The sequence below is a fragment of the Pseudooceanicola sp. genome, assembly GCF_041987405.1.
Lineage (GTDB): Bacteria > Pseudomonadota > Alphaproteobacteria > Rhodobacterales > Rhodobacteraceae > Pseudooceanicola.
In genome coordinates, this window is sequence record NZ_JBHIWR010000001.1 from 169,701 (window position 1) to 185,927 (window position 16,227).

At 64.0% G+C, this 16,227-nt stretch carries 18 protein-coding genes; 13 read left to right on the top strand and 5 right to left on the bottom strand.

What is annotated here, in order from left to right; all coding sequences use genetic code 11:
• Nucleotides 1-3: 3 nt before the first annotated feature.
• Entirely contained in the window at nucleotides 4-1,227 is a 1,224-nt protein-coding gene (gene hemA / locus ACFC2Y_RS00845; protein WP_375173162.1) for a 5-aminolevulinate synthase, read from the bottom strand.
• A 360-nt stretch (nucleotides 1,228-1,587) separates the two neighbouring features.
• On the opposite strand from hemA, the gene ACFC2Y_RS00850 reads away from it, so the two are divergent.
• The 7 genes from ACFC2Y_RS00850 to ACFC2Y_RS00880 all read left to right on the top strand — a co-directional run bounded on the left by ACFC2Y_RS00850 (nucleotide 1,588) and on the right by ACFC2Y_RS00880 (nucleotide 7,902).
• The gene (locus tag ACFC2Y_RS00850) at nucleotides 1,588-2,478 is read left to right on the top strand and encodes a DMT family transporter (protein WP_375173163.1); all 891 of its coding nucleotides are present in this window, start codon (nucleotides 1,588-1,590) and stop codon (nucleotides 2,476-2,478) included.
• Nucleotides 2,479-2,529: 51 nt separating this feature from the next.
• Nucleotides 2,530-3,441, top strand: coding sequence for a DMT family transporter (locus ACFC2Y_RS00855; protein WP_375173164.1), 912 nt, complete (start codon nucleotides 2,530-2,532; stop codon nucleotides 3,439-3,441).
• 65 nt (nucleotides 3,442-3,506) lie between these two features.
• On the top strand, nucleotides 3,507-4,364 hold the full coding sequence (locus ACFC2Y_RS00860) for an ATPase (protein WP_375173165.1): 858 nt from the start codon (nucleotides 3,507-3,509) through the stop codon (nucleotides 4,362-4,364).
• A gap of 42 nt (nucleotides 4,365-4,406) precedes the next feature.
• Nucleotides 4,407-5,336, top strand: coding sequence for a homoserine O-succinyltransferase (gene metA, locus ACFC2Y_RS00865; protein ID WP_375173166.1), 930 nt, complete (start codon nucleotides 4,407-4,409; stop codon nucleotides 5,334-5,336).
• Between the two features lie 69 nt (nucleotides 5,337-5,405).
• Nucleotides 5,406-6,365 carry an alpha/beta fold hydrolase gene (locus tag ACFC2Y_RS00870; RefSeq protein WP_375173167.1) on the top strand — a complete coding sequence of 320 codons (960 nt, stop codon included), beginning with the start codon at nucleotides 5,406-5,408 and terminating at the stop codon, nucleotides 6,363-6,365.
• 54 nt (nucleotides 6,366-6,419) lie between these two features.
• Nucleotides 6,420-7,289, top strand: coding sequence for a polyphosphate kinase 2 (gene ppk2 / locus ACFC2Y_RS00875; RefSeq protein WP_375173168.1), 870 nt, complete (start codon nucleotides 6,420-6,422; stop codon nucleotides 7,287-7,289).
• Complete coding sequence (locus ACFC2Y_RS00880; RefSeq protein ID WP_375173169.1) at nucleotides 7,282-7,902, top strand: TetR/AcrR family transcriptional regulator; 621 nt, start codon at nucleotides 7,282-7,284, stop codon at nucleotides 7,900-7,902. Before ppk2 ends, ACFC2Y_RS00880 begins: the two co-directional genes overlap by 8 nt.
• Before the next feature lie 114 nt (nucleotides 7,903-8,016).
• Here the strand turns inward: ACFC2Y_RS00880 and rpsI are convergent, their stop codons facing one another.
• Nucleotides 8,017-8,517, bottom strand: coding sequence for a 30S ribosomal protein S9 (gene rpsI, locus ACFC2Y_RS00885; protein ID WP_375173170.1), 501 nt, complete (start codon nucleotides 8,515-8,517; stop codon nucleotides 8,017-8,019).
• 3 nt (nucleotides 8,518-8,520) lie between these two features.
• Entirely contained in the window at nucleotides 8,521-8,982 is a 462-nt protein-coding gene (gene rplM / locus ACFC2Y_RS00890; protein ID WP_375173171.1) for a 50S ribosomal protein L13, read from the bottom strand.
• 332 nt (nucleotides 8,983-9,314) lie between these two features.
• Between rplM and ACFC2Y_RS00895 the strand changes: the two genes are divergently transcribed.
• Nucleotides 9,315-9,809, top strand: coding sequence for a hypothetical protein (locus tag ACFC2Y_RS00895; RefSeq protein ID WP_375173172.1), 495 nt, complete (start codon nucleotides 9,315-9,317; stop codon nucleotides 9,807-9,809).
• Nucleotides 9,810-9,819: 10 nt separating this feature from the next.
• Here the strand turns inward: ACFC2Y_RS00895 and ACFC2Y_RS00900 are convergent, their stop codons facing one another.
• Nucleotides 9,820-10,239, bottom strand: coding sequence for a PaaI family thioesterase (locus tag ACFC2Y_RS00900; protein ID WP_375173173.1), 420 nt, complete (start codon nucleotides 10,237-10,239; stop codon nucleotides 9,820-9,822).
• 58 nt (nucleotides 10,240-10,297) lie between these two features.
• Here ACFC2Y_RS00900 and ACFC2Y_RS00905 point away from each other — a divergent pair, with 58 nt between their 5' ends.
• From ACFC2Y_RS00905 to gluQRS, 3 genes are all read left to right on the top strand, one after another.
• Complete coding sequence (locus tag ACFC2Y_RS00905; protein WP_375173174.1) at nucleotides 10,298-11,083, top strand: enoyl-CoA hydratase; 786 nt, start codon at nucleotides 10,298-10,300, stop codon at nucleotides 11,081-11,083.
• Nucleotides 11,084-11,158: 75 nt separating this feature from the next.
• Nucleotides 11,159-12,544, top strand: a complete 1,386-nt coding sequence (gene trmFO, locus ACFC2Y_RS00910) for a methylenetetrahydrofolate--tRNA-(uracil(54)-C(5))-methyltransferase (FADH(2)-oxidizing) TrmFO (RefSeq protein WP_375173175.1) — start codon at nucleotides 11,159-11,161, stop codon at nucleotides 12,542-12,544.
• 320 nt (nucleotides 12,545-12,864) lie between these two features.
• Nucleotides 12,865-13,728, top strand: a complete 864-nt coding sequence (gluQRS, locus tag ACFC2Y_RS00915; RefSeq protein WP_375173176.1) for a tRNA glutamyl-Q(34) synthetase GluQRS — start codon at nucleotides 12,865-12,867, stop codon at nucleotides 13,726-13,728.
• Here gluQRS and hisI read toward each other — a convergent pair.
• Nucleotides 13,718-14,074 carry a phosphoribosyl-AMP cyclohydrolase gene (hisI, locus tag ACFC2Y_RS00920; protein ID WP_375173177.1) on the bottom strand — a complete coding sequence of 119 codons (357 nt, stop codon included), beginning with the start codon at nucleotides 14,072-14,074 and terminating at the stop codon, nucleotides 13,718-13,720. The two genes, gluQRS and hisI, sit on opposite strands and share 11 nt — an antisense overlap.
• 80 nt (nucleotides 14,075-14,154) lie before the next feature.
• Between hisI and ACFC2Y_RS00925 the strand changes: the two genes are divergently transcribed.
• Nucleotides 14,155-14,607: an iron-sulfur cluster assembly scaffold protein gene (locus ACFC2Y_RS00925; protein WP_375173178.1), complete on the top strand. Its 453-nt coding sequence runs from the start codon at nucleotides 14,155-14,157 to the stop codon at nucleotides 14,605-14,607.
• A 53-nt stretch (nucleotides 14,608-14,660) separates the two neighbouring features.
• The gene (locus ACFC2Y_RS00930) at nucleotides 14,661-16,067 is read left to right on the top strand and encodes a methyl-accepting chemotaxis protein (protein ID WP_375173179.1); all 1,407 of its coding nucleotides are present in this window, start codon (nucleotides 14,661-14,663) and stop codon (nucleotides 16,065-16,067) included.
• Nucleotides 16,068-16,227: the final 160 nt, after the last annotated feature.

A 16,227-nucleotide genomic window follows, 5' to 3' on the forward strand; every position in this document is an offset into this window, starting at 1 on the left:
GTGTCAGCCGGCGAGTTCCTGCCGGTTGAGGGCGCAATGGGACCACAGCGAATCCATTGCGTGAATCAGTTTGTCGATCTCGTCCGGTCCGTGAACCGGCGACGGGGTGAAGCGCAGACGCTCCGTCCCGCGGGGCACGGTCGGGAAGTTGATTGGCTGAACGTAGATGCCGAAATCGTCCAGCAGCATGTCCGACAGCATCTTGGTATGCACCGGGTTGCCGACGATGACCGGCACGATGTGGCTGCCATGGTCGATCAGCGGCATGCCGAGCGCCTTGAACCGGGTCTTCAGGATCCTGGCCTGGGTCTGGTGCAGATCCCGCAGCGCCTGGTCCGTCTTGAGGTGCTTGACGGAGGCCGCGGCACCGGCGGCCACCGCGGGCGGCAGCGAGGTGGTGAAGATGAAGCCCGGCGCGTAGGAGCGGATGGCGTCACACATCTTTTCCGAGGCGGCGATATAGCCGCCCATCACGCCATAGGCCTTCGCCAGGGTGCCGTTAATGATGTCGATGCGATGCGCGATGGCGTCCCGCTCGGTCACGCCGCCGCCGCGTGGGCCGTACATGCCGACGGCGTGCACTTCGTCGATATAGGTGAGCGCGTTGAATTCCTCGGCAAGGTCGCAGAGCGCCGCGATCGGGCCGAAATCACCGTCCATGGAGTAGACCGACTCGAAGGCGATCAGTTTCGGCGCGGCGGGATCGTCGGCCTCCAGCAGTTCGCGCAGGTGGTCCACGTCGTTGTGGCGGAAGATGCGCTTGGCCCCGCCATTGCGGCGCACGCCCTCGATCATCGAGGCGTGGTTGAGCTCATCCGAATAGATGATGAGACCGGGGAAGAGCTTGGGCAGGGTCGAAAGCGTCGCGTCATTGGCGATATAGGCGGAGGTAAAGAGCAGCGCCGCCTCCTTGCCATGCAGATCGGCCAGTTCCGCCTCCAGCGCCTTGTGATAGAGCGTCGTGCCGGAGATATTGCGCGTGCCGCCGGAACCTGCGCCAACTTCGTCCAGCGCCTCATGCATGGCGGCGAGGACGACGGGGTGCTGCCCCATGCCGAGATAGTCGTTGCCGCACCACACCGTGACAGGCTGTTCGGAGCCATCGGGACGCCGACGGGTCGCATGGGGAAACTGACCCTTGTGCCGCACGATATCAATGAAGGTCCGGTAACGGCCTTCTTCGTGCAGCTGGTTCAGCGCCTGGTCAAGATGAGCCTCGTAAGTCACGGGCAATCCTCCTTGGTCGTCCCCTGTCCGCGCGCGGGCAGGCGGTCCGGTGCTAGCACCGTCACTTCGTAATTGGAATGGTTATAAGTCGCGCATCCATTCAAGGGCAGGTTACAAATTGCCGCCCCCCCGGCCTTGACCCAGATCAAAGGCACATTTGTTAGTGATCTAAATACGTGCCTAAACCCCAGCCTCGCTTGGGTTTCGCGGGTGTTTTCCGTCGCGTGGCATGGGGCCCTGAGGAAAAGCGGTCAATTTGAAGGATGGGGTGCGAATAACTCAACCGCACTGTTGCCGTTGCGTGATCTGGACACCGGGCGGCGCCCTGATACGGTCGCGCATCGCTTTTTCCGAATCTCCATGACCCAGCAAGCCCCCCTCGACACGCCCCTGCCCTCGCCCAATCTGCGCGCCGCCCTGTGGATGCTGGGGGCCATCGCCTCCTTCCTGACGATGGCGGTGGCAGGGCGCGCGCTGGCGGCCGAGCTGGACACCTTCGAGATCATGACCTGGCGCAGCCTGACCGGGGTGGTGATCGTGGTGGGCGTGGTGGCGATGCGCGGGGCCTGGGACCAGATCTCAACACACCGTTTTGGCCTGCATCTGATCCGCAACGTGGCGCATTTCACCGGGCAGAACCTGTGGTTCTACGCCATCACGGTGATCCCGCTGGCGCAGGTCTTTGCGCTGGAGTTCACCGCGCCGCTTTGGGTGCTGGTGCTGTCGCCACTGTTGCTGGGCGAGCGGATGACCCTGCGCCGGGCGCTGGCGGGGCTGGTCGGCTTTGTCGGTATCCTGATCATCACACGCCCCGGGGCGCAGGAAATCACTCCCGGGCTTATCGCAGCCGCCGCCTGCGCCATCGGCTTTGCCGGGACCATCCTGACCACCAAGATGCTGACGCGGGATGTCTCGACCCTCAGCATCCTTTTCTGGCTGACGGTGATGCAGGCGATCTTCGGCCTGGTCTGCGGTGGCTATGACGGGGATTTCGCCATGCCCTCCGCCGCGCTCTGGCCGGTGGCGATCCTGGTCGGCTTCGCCGGGCTTTTTGCCCATTTCTGCGTGACCTCGGCCCTGTCTATCGCCCCGGCCTCCGTCGTGTCGCCGATGGATTTCCTGCGGCTGCCGACGGCGGCGGTGGTGGGCCTGCTGCTCTATCAGGAGCCGCTGGATCCTTACGTGCTGCTCGGGGCGGCGGTCATTTTTGGCGCGAATTATGCGAATATCCGGGCCAGTTCACGTGCGTGATTGCACAGGTTCCGGGTTGCCGAACGGCCGCCTGCATCGGCTAATGGCCTCATGACACCACAAAAAACCATGTCCGGCGCCGCCTGGGGCCAATTGCTGATGCTGGCCCTGATCTGGGGCGGGTCGTTCCTGTCCACCCGGATCATCCTGGACGAACTTGGCCCCTTCACCACGGTGATGCACCGCTGTAGCTGGGCGATGCTCGTGCTCTGGATTGTCGTCTTCGCGCTGCGCCTGCCGGTGCCGCGCGATCCGCGGTTCTGGCTCGCCTTCTTCTTCATGGGGGTGCTGAACAACGTGCTGCCCTTCTTCTTCCTGGCCTGGGGGCAGCTGCATATCGAAAGCGGGCTGACGGCGATCTTCAACTCCTTCACCGCCGTGTTCGGGGTGGTGGTCGCGGCGATCGTCTTTGCGGATGAGAAGCTGACCGCGCGAAAGGCCGTCGGCGTGGGGTTTGGCGTGGTCGGGGTGGCCACGGCCATGGGGATCGACACGCTGGCGCATATAGACCTGCGATCGCTCGGGCAGTTGTCGGTGCTGGCGGCGACGCTGTGCTATGCGCTTGGCGGAGCCTTCGGGCGGGCACGCCTGTCGACCCTGTCGCCGCTGGTCGCCTCGGCGGGGATGCTGACCGGATCGACACTGGTGATGATCCCGCTGGCCTGGATGACCGAAGGCACGCCGAGCCTGGACCTGCTGCCGCGCACCTGGATCGCCATCGGCTATTACAGCCTGATCGCCACGGCGGCGGCCTATCTGCTTTATTATTCCATCCTGTCCAAGGCGGGGAGCGGCAACCTGATGCTGGTGACTCTGTTGCTGGTGCCGGTGGCGATCCTTCTGGGCCATCTGGTTCTGGACGAGGTGCTGCTGCCGCGTCATCTGATCGGGTTTGGCATCATCGCCTTCGGCCTGATCGTGCTGGATGGACGGGTGGTCCGGCGACTGGGGCTTGTGCGTTAGGAATTGGGGTTTGATTGTTCCGGACCAGCGCCTTAGCAAAGGGCCTGACAGGACCGGAGCCACAGATGATCTACGAAACCGCACAAGACTGGCTGAATGCGCCGCAGAAGCGTGTCGTGCTGTTTGGCATGTCCGGACTGGGCAAGACCCATGTGTCGAACCTGCTGCGCGGGACCGGCGACTGGTTCCATTATTCCGTCGATTACCGCATCGGCACCCGGTACATGGGCGAGTTGATCGCGGACAACGCCAAGGCCCATGCCATGCAGGTGCCGTTTCTGCGGAACCTGCTGATGACGGATTCGATCTACATCGGCTCCAATATCACCTTCGACAACCTCGCGCCGCTCTCGACCTATCTGGGCAAGCCGGGCGATCCGGCCAAGGGCGGCCTGCCCTTCGACATCTATCGTCGCCGCCAGGCCGAACATCAGGCGGCGGAGATTGCCGCGCTGCTGGACACCGAACGTTTCGCGCTTCGGGCCGAGGCGCTTTATGGCTATCCGCATTTCGTCTGCGACAGCGGCGGGTCGATTTGCGAAGTGGTCGATCCCGACGATCCCGAGGACCCCGTGCTGGGCACGCTGGAGGACATGGCGCTGCTGGTCTGGATCAAGGGCGACGAGGCACACCGGGACGAATTGGTGCGGCGCTTCGACAAGGCGCCCAAGCCGATGTATTATCAGCCGGAATTCCTAGAAAACGCCTGGACGGACTATCGCGCCGAAACGGGTGAAGACGAGGAGAGCGTCGACCCCGATGCCTTTGTCCGCTGGACCTATGCCCGCGCGCTGGATCACCGTCGACCGCGTTACGAGGCGATGGCGCGGCGCGGTGTGACCGTGACGGCCAGCGATGTTGCGCAGGTCACCGACCAGCAGAGTTTCGAGACGATGATTGCCCGCGCCCTTGAGGCGCGCTGACCCCCCGCTTATCTGAACCGAACCCACAGTCCCGAGGCCCCCATGCCGATCAAGCTTCCCTCCGATCTCCCCGCCTATTCCGTCCTCTCCCGCGAGGGCGTGATGGTGATGGGCGAAGATCAGGCGGCACGGCAGGACATCCGGCCGCTGCGGATCGCGCTGCTGAACCTCATGCCGAAGAAGATCCAGACGGAGACGCAGTTCGCCCGGCTGATCGGGGCGACGCCGTTGCAGATCGAACTGTCGCTGATCCGGATGAGCGAACACCAGACCCGCAATACAGCCGCCGAGCATATGGAGAGCTTTTACCGCCCCTTTTCCGAGGTGAAGGCGAGTGGCGAGAAATTCGACGGGCTGATCATCACCGGCGCGCCGATCGAGCATCTGGAGTTCGAGCACGTCACCTATTGGGACGAGATGGTCGAGGTGATGGACTGGACGCAGACCCATGTGCATTCGACCTTCGGCGTGTGCTGGGGGGCGATGGCGATGATCCATCATTTCCATAACGTGCCGAAACATATCCTGCCGACCAAGCTCTTTGGCTGTTACCCGCAGAAGAACCTTGCAAAATCCTCGCCCTACCTGCGCGGGTTTTCGGATGTCTGCGTCGTGCCTGTCTCGCGCTGGACCGAGAACAAGCAGGCGGAGATCGACGCGGCCGGTGGTCTGACCACCCTGCTTGGCGAGGAGGTGACCGGCCCCTGTCTGATAGAGGATGCGGGGCACCGGGCGCTCTATGTCTTCAACCATTTCGAATATGACAGCGATACGCTGAAGCAGGAATACGACCGGGACATCGCCAATGACACACCGATCAATGTGCCGATGAACTATTACCCCGATGATGATCCGTCTCGGCCGCCACAGAACCGCTGGCGCAGCCATGCGCATCTGCTTTATGGTAACTGGATCAACGAGATATACCAGTCGACACCGTTTGACCTGGCGCGGATCGGGACGGAGAAATGAAACCGGACCCGGCCCGGCTGCGTATCACCGGGGACGAATGACACCCCCGCCGATACGCAAGAGGACCCGATGACCCTGTTCGCCCGCCTGGCCTTTGGCCTGCTTGTTCTTGTCCTGATCTTTGCCCTCGTGACCCTCTGGCGTGTCAACAAGCGGGTGGCAGAAGCAGAACGGGCATTCCCGCCCGAAGGCGCGATGATCCAGGTGGCGGGCCACCCGGTGCATTACGTCCAGCGCGGTACCGGGCCGGATCTGGTACTGATCCACGGGGCTTCGGGCAATACGCGGGATTTCACCTTCTCCCTCGTCGATCAGTTGACGGATCGCTACCGGGTCACCGTCTTTGACCGGCCCGGCCTGGGCCACACGCCACGGCTGGCCGCGCGGGGGGTGACCCTGAAGGATCAGGCGGATCTGCTGGTGGCCGCCGCGCAGGCTCTGGACGTCGATCAACCGATCGTTCTGGGTCAGAGCTTTGGCGGCGCGGTCGCCATGGCCTGGGCGGTGCATCACCCGGGCGAGCTGCGCGCCGTGGTGAACCTGGCCGGTGCCACCTATCCCTGGCCGGGGGAGTTGGACCGGTTCTATTCCCTCCTGGCGCGGCCCGTCATCGGGCCGGTCATCGCCCATATCGTCGGGGCCTGGGTCAGCGAAGACTATATCCAGCGAGCGATCGAGGGGGTCTTCCTGCCCCAGAACGAACCATCTGGCTATAGCGAATATATCGGCGCGCCCCTTGTTGCGCGGCCGCGCAGCCTGATGGCCAATGCGCAGCAGCGCACCGACCTGCGGGCGGAGTTGCGGGAGCAATCCAAACACTATCCCGACCTCACCCTGCCCATTGAGATCCTGCATGGGGAGGCGGATGAGATCGTATCTCTCCGCATCCATTCCGAGGCGCTGGCCCGCGGCGTCCCGTCGGCGCATCTGACGCCCCTGCCCGGCATCGGGCATATGCCGCACCATGTCGCGCAGCCCCAGGTCATCGCCGCCATCGACCGCGCCGCCGCCAGGTCCGCGCAGCGGTGAAGCGTTGCGCCCTCGCGCCGCTGCCCCCATATTGGGCAAAAAGGATGAACGTATATGGACTTGCCCTACGATGGCGCGATCAGCGCCTTTCACCAGAAGGACGCACCCAAGAGCGTGCGCGAGGCGATTGCCCGGTCCGACAAGGACGACATTCTCAGCCCGAGCTACCCCTATTCGGAAGAGATGAAGAAGAAGTCCTACGAGAAGGAGCTGGAGACGCTGCAGACCGAACTGGCCAAGCTGCAAGCCTGGGCCAAGGACAGCGGCGCGCGCGTTGTCTGCGTCTTTGAAGGACGCGATGCGGCGGGAAAAGGCGGCACGATCAAACGGTTCCGCGAATATCTCAACCCTCGCGGGGCGCGGGTGGTGGCGCTGTCGAAACCGACGGAAACCGAACAGGGCCAGTGGTATTTCCAGCGCTACGTGGACCACCTGCCGACCGCTGGCGAAATGGTGTTCTTTGATCGGTCTTGGTACAACCGTGGCGTCGTGGAGAAAGTCTTCGGCTTTTGCACGGACAGCCAGCGGGAGCATTTCTTTGCCCAGGTGCCCGAGTTCGAGAAGATGCTGGTGGACGAGGGCATTCACCTCTTCAAGTTCTGGCTCAACGTCGGGCGTGCAGAACAGCTGCGCCGTTTCCTCAAACGGGAGGGCGATCCGCTGAAGCAGTGGAAACTCAGCTGGATCGACGTCGAGGGGCTGAAGAAATGGGACGATTACAGCGCCGCCATCATGGAGACGCTGGATCGTACGCATACCGATTTCGCCCCCTGGACGGTGATCCGCTCTGACGACAAGAAACGCGCGCGGCTGGAGGCGATCCGCCACGTGCTGACCCATATCGACTATGAACGGAAGATCGCCAAGGCCGTCGGCACCCCCGATACCAAGGTCATTGGCGGCCCGGACCTCTGGGATGCGTAAGAAGCGCGGCTATCATCACGGCAATCTGCGACAGGCGCTGGTGGATGCCGCGCTCAAGCTGATCGAGGAGAAGGGGCCGACCGGCTTCACCCTCTCCGAGGCCGCGAAGGAGGCGGGGGTGACCCCGGCCGCCGTCTACCGCCATTTCGAGGGGCGCGAGGATCTGATCGCCGAAGCGGCGCGGCAGGGGTACGAAATCTTTGCCGATGTGATGCAATTCGCCTACGACAAGGGACAGCCCTCGGCGTTGGCGGCCTTCGAGGCGACCGGGCGGGCCTATCTGGCCTTTGCGCGGAAATACCCCGGCCACTACATCGCGATGTTCGAAAGCGGCATCTCCGTCAACCGCACGCCGGAGCTGGCCGCGGTGGCCAACCGGGCCAGCGGCGTGCTGGAAAAGGCCGCCGCGGACCTGTCGCGCCACATCCCGCCGGAGAAGAGACCCCCGGCCTCGATGTTTTCGGCCCATATCTGGGCGCTGTCGCACGGGGTGGTGGAGCTTTTCGCGCGCAACTCTCCGGGCCGCGCCAGCCCCTTCCCGCCCGAGGACCTGCTCGAAACCGCGATCGGCGTCTACCTGCGCGGGCTGGGATTGATCCCGGCAGATGAGTGAGCGGGGCCGCGGTTAACAATCCCGAGGTTGCGAGGGCCTTGCAGGATCAGACGGATCGGCAAGGAAAAAGGCCGCCCCGAGGGACGGCCTTTTGCAATTCGTATCCTGTGAGGATCAACGCTTGGAGAACTGGAAGCTCCGGCGGGCCTTGCGGCGGCCGTATTTCTTGCGTTCCACCACGCGGCTGTCGCGGGTCAGGAAGCCAGCGGCCTTCAGGGCACCGCGCAGCGACGGATCGTAGAGCTGCAGAGCCTTGGAGATGCCGTGCTTGACAGCACCGGCCTGACCGGAGAGGCCGCCGCCGGTGACGGTGGCCATCACGTCGAACTGGTCCTCGACGCCGGCGACGGTGAAGGGCTGGCGCAGGATCATCTGCAGCACCGGGCGGGCGAAGTAGGTGTTCATCTCCTTGCCGTTCACGGTGACCTTGCCGGAGCCCGGCTTGATCCAGACGCGGGCGGTTGCGTCCTTCCGCTTGCCGGTCGCGTAGGAGCGGCCCAGCTCGTCCCGGACGGGCTCACGCGGGGTTTCGGGTTCGGCTGCTGCGGCCACGCCACCGATATCGTCGGTCACGGCGTCCTTCAGCTCTTCGAGCGAATTGATCTGGTCGGCCATTTATCAGCTCCGCGTGTTCTTGGAGTTCATGGATTTGACATCCAGCACTTCGGGCGACTGCGCCTCGTGCGGATGCTCGGACCCGGCATAGACGCGCAGGTTGGTCATGATCTTGCGGGACAGGCGGTTGCCCGGAAGCATGCGCTTGACCGCAGCGGTCACGACACGTTCGGGGTAGGCCCCTTCCAGCAGTTCGCCCGCAGTGCGGTGCTTGATGCCACCCGGGTGGCCGGTGTGCCAGTAGTATTTCTTGTCCGCGCGCTTGTTGCCGGTCATCTGCACCTTGTCGGCGTTGATGATGATGACGTTGTCACCGGTGTCCATGTGCGGGGTGAAGGTCGCCTTGTGCTTGCCGCGCAGGCGCATGGCAACGATCGAGGCGAGACGGCCCAGAACGACGCCTTCCGCGTCGATCAGGATCCATTTCTTGTCGATGTCTGCCGGAGTCGCAGAGTAGGTTTTCATCTCGGGTGCCCTTTGGAAAATGGCAGCCCGGACAGCGACACGGCCGACCGGGCGGATTGATGGGCGGGTTATACAGGGCGGCGCGATGCAGTCAAGCGGCACCTTGCGCAATAAAACGTTTTAAAACAGAGTCTTGTAAATTGGGTATCATATTACCCCATCAATTGGGCGCTTTCTGTCCGGGCCTGACCCGGCCATTTGCGCCACCTTCCCCCCCTGGGCGCGCCGAAAAAGCGAGTCTCCGGCGCCACACCACAACTATTTCTGTGCGCCATGCTCGCCCGGCAGCCGTCCGACCTGTATAAGCAGCCGCAAAAGGTCGAGGAAACTCAATGGCATCGCCTTCCCCTCTGACGATCTGCGCCCTGGTCATCCTGGCCGTTCCCGCCGCCTGCACGCAGGCCCCGAAGATGACCCTTGGCACCTCCAATCCGCCGCGGGTCGCGGCCGTGCCGCATCCCGGCGACACTGATCGGATCACCGGCCATCACCGGGCGGAGATCCACACGACCTACAAGGGCCAGAGCGCCACAGGCGCGACGTGCCGGATGATCGCGCCCAACCTCAACCTTGAGTTCATGACACCCGCGACCGTCGTCGTCCCGCTCATGCATGGCCCGATCGGTCCGGCCACGCTGACCTGCAAGTTCGGCCAACACCAGGCCCGCAGCTTGATCCATGCGGATCGCAAAATGCACCTGCAGGACAACCCGGACATGCCCTTCGGGTATCTCATCGGCCCGGCCGCGCGTCTGGCCTCTGGCACCGTCAACATGTGGTCCTATTTCGCCAATCGCAGCCGTGTCAGTATCGAGCTGGCGCCTTAAGGTCTGCCCCTTAACGCTCCGGCGGGATCGAATAGGTGAGCGTCGCACGGGCCACGGGCGCCTCCATCCCGTCGGACCGGATCAGCGTATCCCCTATGGCCAGGACCCGCCCCAGTTTCAGCAGGGTGCAATCCGCCACCAGATCCGTGTTGGCGGCCGGTTTGCGCATGAAATCAATGGAACAATTGGTGGTCACCGCCAGGGCCTTTGGCCCGATCTGCGCCAGGATGGTCAGATAGACGGCCACATCGGCCAGCGAGAACATCGTGGGACCGGAAACCGTGCCGCCCGGCCGCAGATGCCGCTCCTCCACCTTGAGGCGGACGCGCAGGCCCATGTCGCGGACCTCCTCGATCTGGAATTCGTTCTTCACCTGGGGAAATTCCCTGGCCAGAAAATCCGTCAGATCTTCGATGGTCATGACCGGCATGTGCTTTTCTCCTCGTCTTGCGCGGCGTAGAGTTTCCGGAAATCCAGGGAGGCACAAGATGGCAATTCTCGAACGGACGGATCGCGACCGCGTCGCCCATCTGCGGATGAACGCGCCGGAAAAGCTCAACGCGTTGAGCGATGCGATGTTGGCGGAGCTTCAAGCCGCATTTGATACGCTGCGCGAGGATCGCGATATTCGGGTTGTCGTGCTGTCGGGCAGCGGCAAGGCCTTCTGCGCCGGGCACGACCTGAAGGAAATGCAGGCCGGGCGGCAGGCCGAGGACGGTGGCGCGGCCTATTTCGCCGATCTCTTCGCCCGTTGTTCCCGGGTGATGGAGGCGATCCGCACGCTGCCGCAGCCGGTGATCGCGCAGCCCCACGGCATCGCCACCGCCGCGGGTTGTCAGCTGGTGGCGACCTGCGACATGGCCATCGCGGCGGAGGGCACGCGGTTTGGGGTCAACGGGGTGAACATCGGGCTCTTCTGTTCCACGCCCATGGTCGCGCTGTCGCGGAACATCCCGCGCAAACAGGCCTTCGAGATGCTGACAACCGGCGATTTCATCGACACGGACCGCGCCATCGCCCTCGGGCTGATCAACCGGGCCGTGCCCCACGACCAGCTGGAGCAGGCGGTGCAGGACCTGGCGACGACAGTGGCGGGGAAACTCTCTGCCGCGGTGCGGATCGGCAAGGAGGCCTTTTATCGTCAGGTCGAAATGCCGGTGACCGAGGCATACGCCTACACCGGGCAGGTCATGGTCGAGAACATGATGCTGCGCGACACGGACGAGGGCATCCGCGCCTTTATCGAAAAGCGCAAACCCGACTGGCAGGAGTGATGCGTGGCGCGCCTCGGCAGCGCTCTGCATCGACAGGCCCTTCCCAAAGCGCCCGCGATACCCTAGATCGCGCGCATGTCTGATACACGCGAACTCCACATCGTCGGTGGCGGCATGGCCGGATCCGAAGCCGCCTGGCAGGCCGCCCGCATGGGCGTGCCGGTCGTCATCCATGAAATGCGCCCCAAGGTCGAGACCTTCGCCCACAAGACGGGTGACCTGGCGGAGATGGTCTGTTCCAACTCCTTCCGGTCGGATGACGACGAACAGAACGCCGTCGGGCTGCTGCATTGGGAGATGCGGCAGGCGGGCGGTCTGATCATGGAAATGGCCGATACCCATGCCCTGCCCGCCGGCGGCGCGCTGGCGGTGGACCGCGATGCCTTTTCCGCCGGGGTGACCGAACGGCTGCGCGCGCATCCGCTGGTGCGGGTCGAGGAGGGCGAGGTCGACAGCCTGCCGTCCGACGGCAGCTGGATCTTTGCCACCGGTCCGCTGACATCCGAAGGTCTGGGCCGGGCCATCCAGGCCGAGACCGGGGCCGAGGCGCTGGCCTTTTTCGACGCCATCGCCCCGATCGTCTATGCCGAGAGCATCGACATGGACACGGTCTGGGCTCAGTCCCGCTATGACAAGGGCGAGACGGAGGCGGAGCAGAAGGCCTACCTCAACTGTCCGATGACCAAGGATCAATACGAGGCCTTCATCGACGCGCTGTTGGCCGCAGACAAAACCGAATTCCACGAGGGGGAAGAGACGTCCGGCCCCACACCCACCCCGTATTTCGACGGCTGCCTACCGATCGAGGTCATGGCCGAACGCGGCCGCGAAACCCTGCGCCACGGGCCGATGAAGCCCATTGGCCTGACCAATGCGCATAAGCCGGAGGAGAAGGCTTACGCTGTAGTCCAGCTGCGCCGGGACAATGCGCTCGGCACGCTGTTCAACATCGTCGGCTTTCAGACCAAGATGAAATACGGCGCGCAGACGGATGTGTTTCGGATGATCCCGGGGCTGGAAAACGCCTCCTTCGCGCGGCTCGGGGGGATTCACCGGAACACCTTCCTGAACTCCCCGACCCTGCTGGACGACCGGATGCGGTTGAAATCCCGCCCGAACGTCCGGTTTGCCGGGCAGATCACCGGGGTCGAGGGCTATGTCGAAAGCGCCGCCATGGGGCTGCTGGCCGGTCGGATGGCCGCGATGGAAATTCTGGGCCGCGATCTGCCGCCCCCGCCGCCGGAAACCGCCATGGGCGCACTGGTCAACCACATCACCGGCGGGGCCGAGGCCAAGACCTTCCAGCCGATGAACGTGAACTTCGGCCTCTTCCCGCCGCTGGACGGCGTGCGTGGCGGCCGGAAGGGACGCAAGGAACGCTACAAGGGCTATACCGACCGCGCCAAGGAGCTGTGGGTCGACTGGCTGGCCGGGGCCGAAGCCGGGCTGGAGCGGGCCTGACGGCCCCCCCGGTCGGCCAGCCTATAGCGTAAGTTTACGGCCTTTTCGAGCGAACCCGCCCCACGCAACCCTGCGTAGTGCCATCGTGGCGCGGGGTTCACCCCGCCTTTCCCCCCCTAACATGCGAAGGTTAGCTTTGGTTGATGGGCCTAACCTGATTGCGGAGAAAATATTAATTATCAGCCTATTACCTAATACTCCGAACCCAACAAATCAGCTTAACTCCAATTTTACTCAGCAATATTCTCCTTTTAACTCCACCCTATTCAACTTACCTCTGAACCACACCGCCCCGAACGCCGCCGAACGCCACGACCCGGATGCCTTTTACCACCCGTTTCGCCCCCTCTCCGACCGGGCCGCTGCACCTGGGCCACGCCTACTCCGCGATCCTTGCGCATGACATGGCGCGGGCGGCGGGCGGGCGGTTTCTGCTGCGGATCGAGGACATCGACCAGAGCCGCGCGCGACCCGAATGGGAGGCGCATATCCATGACGATCTCCGTTGGCTGGGGCTGAGCTGGGAGGAGCCCGTCCTGCGCCAGTCCGACCGCCTGTCCGCTTATCGCGCGATGCTGGAGGATCTCTGGGCGCGGGAGGCCATATATGCCTGTACCTGCACCAGAAAAGACATCCTGGAGGCCGCCAGTGCCCCGCAGGAAGGGGTTCCCATGGGGCCGGACGGCGTGATCTATCCCGGCACCTGTCGCGGCAACAGATCGGACCACGGGCGCCGCCCGATCCCCGAGGATGCGGCGCTGCGTCTGGATATGACAAGGGCCGCAACTGACGCCGTAAGTTTCATCGAGGCCGGAGTGGGTCCGCAGGGGGAGACCGGGCGGATCGCGGTCACCTCAACTCAGCTCATCCAGAACATTGGCGACGTGGTGCTGGCGCGGCGGGATATGGGGACGTCCTACCACCTCTCCGTCGTGCTGGATGATGCGGCGCAGGGCGTGACCCATGTGATCCGCGGGCAGGACCTGTTCGAGGCGACGGCGATCCATGTGGTGCTGCAAAACCTGCTCGGCCTGCCTGTGCCGATTTACCATCACCACCGCCTGATCCGGGACGCTCAGGGCAAGCGATTGGCCAAGCGCGACGATGCACGCTCCATTCTGAAATACCGGCAAGAAGGCGCCACCCCGGAGGATGTCCGGAGAATGGTCGGTCTCACACCATAGGCGCCATCAGCTCCGTCTCCTCCCCATCCAGAACGGAGGTATAGAAACAGCTGCGCCGGTTGGTGTGACAGGCGGGGCCGGTCTGGCGCACCACCATCAGGATGCAGTCGCGGTCGCAGTCGATGCGGAAATCGACCAGTTTCTGCACATGTCCGCTGGTTTCGCCCTTGATCCAGAAGCTTTGCCGCGAGCGCGACCAATAGGTGACGCGACGTGTCTCCAGCGTCCTGGCCACGGCTTCGGCATTCATCCAGGCCATCATCAGGACCGTGCCCTCTTCGTCCTGGGCAATGGCCGGGATCAGGCCGCGATCGTCGTATTTCAGCGTGGATGGGTCGAAGGGCATCGGGCGATCCTTTGCAAACCGGGTTACGGGGGTTATCTAAGGGGGAAAGGCGCGGGGCGCCACCATGGAAAGGATGCGCGATGAGCGCGGAGACAGATCTCGTCAAACTCTATTCCGACCGGATCCTGGCCCTGGCCACGGACATCCCGCATCAACACAGGCTTGAGGCGCCGGATGCCACGGTGAAACGCCGTGCGCCGCTCTGCGGCTCGACGGTCACGGTGGATGTCTCGCTGCGCGACGGCCGGGTGTCGGACTATGGGCAGGAGGTCAAGGCCTGCGCCCTGGGCCAGGCGGCGGCGGCGATTGTCGGGCGCGCCGTGATCGGAACGGAGCCGGGGCAGATCGTTGCGGCGCGCGATGCGCTCAAGGCGATGCTGAAGGAGGACGGGCCGACACCCCCTGCCCCCTTCGACGGTCTGGAAATGCTGCGCCCGGCCAAGGATTACAAAAATCGCCATGCCTCGATCCTGCTGACGCTCGAGGCGTTGAGCGAAGCGATGGAAAAAATAGAGCATTCCGACTGCGCTTAACCTGATGTTGTGGGATTCGTCCTATCCAGTCCCGAGGAGAGGGACTGGACCCGATGCATCACGACCAAACCGGCTTTGGCACCGCCCGCCACGGCGAGACACTGACCCGTGTGGCCGAAAACGCGGCCACCCTGGGGGCGGAGATTGTCGATGTCACCGGCTTCCTTGACCAATTGGAGGAGCAGACGGGCGAACAGCTGCGCACCCTGAAGCAGTTGCGGGAGGGGGCGGGGCATGTGGTGCAGGTCAATGCCTCTGTAATGGAGACGTTAACCTCCATGTCGGAGGCGATCACCCAGACGCTCAACAAGCTGACCGGGGCGAGCGAGCTGATGGATGTGACGGAACAGCAGGCCGGGCATCTCATCCGCTGGATCCGCAGCATCGACGAACGCTCACAGGCGGTTCAGGGCACGCTGGATGCCGTGCAAACCTCCAACAACCAGATCGCGGTGATCGCCTCTCAGGTCAACATGCTGGCGATCAATGCGAAGATCGAGGCCGCCCGCGCCGGGGAAAGCGGCCGGGGGTTCGCCGTCGTCGCCGATGCGATCAACGAATTGTCGCAGCGCACCGGCAAGGCGGCGGAAGATATCACCGGCAATGTCGCTGCCCTGATTGACTGGATCATCGACCTGCAACAGGAATCCGGCGCGGTGAACAGCCAGGCGTCGGAAATGCAGACCTCCGGCACCTCCAGCCGCACTGCCCTGTCGGAGGCGCTGGAGCAGATGCAGACCGCGCATCGCCGGACGGAGCTGATCACCCGCGACGCGCGGGAGGCGGATGGCGAATTGAGGAACTTCCTGCCCCGGGTGGAAGCGATCGGAACCTCCGTCCAGTCCGGGGTCGAGGGGGTCAGGGTCGCCCATGACCGGGTGCGGCGGTTGGTCGATACCTCCGAACGGCTGGTCCAGGACAGTGTCGCCCTTGGCGGGGCGCATGGCGATGCCGCCTTCATCCAGGAAGTCACCCGCGCAGCCGCCACGATCCGAGGTCTTTTCGAAGCCGGCGTGCGCGACGGACGGCTGACGCTGGAGGATCTCTTCGACACGGCTTATCGACCAGTGGCGCAGACCGATCCGCAGCAGGTCACCACACGCTTTACACGCTTTACTGATGAGGTCCTGCCGCAGGTGCAGGAGCCGACGCTGGAGTTTGACCCTCGCGTCGTCTTTTGCGCCGCCGTGGACCGGAACGGCTATCTGCCGACCCACAATCTGAAGTTCTCTCATCCGCAAGGAAATGATCCGGTCTGGAACGCGGCCAACAGCCGGAACCGGCGGATTTTTGACGATCGTGTCGGGCTGAAGGCCGGGCGGAACACCGATCCTTTCCTGCTGCAGGTCTATCGCCGCGACATGGGCGGCGGTGAATTCCGCATGATGAAGGATGTCTCCGCCCCGATCTTTGTCGAGGGGCGGCATTGGGGCGGGTTGCGTCTGGCCTATACGTTCTGACGGTGCGCGCCCCGGGCAAAAAACCGCCGCCGTCGGGGTGGACGGCGGCGGACAGTCAGCGTCTTCGCGTGGGACACCGTGCCGACCGGAACCGGGGGATGAGGCAACCCGGCAATCTGGGACAGGCAATCGCAGCACCGCATCGGGGAATGCGGAGGTC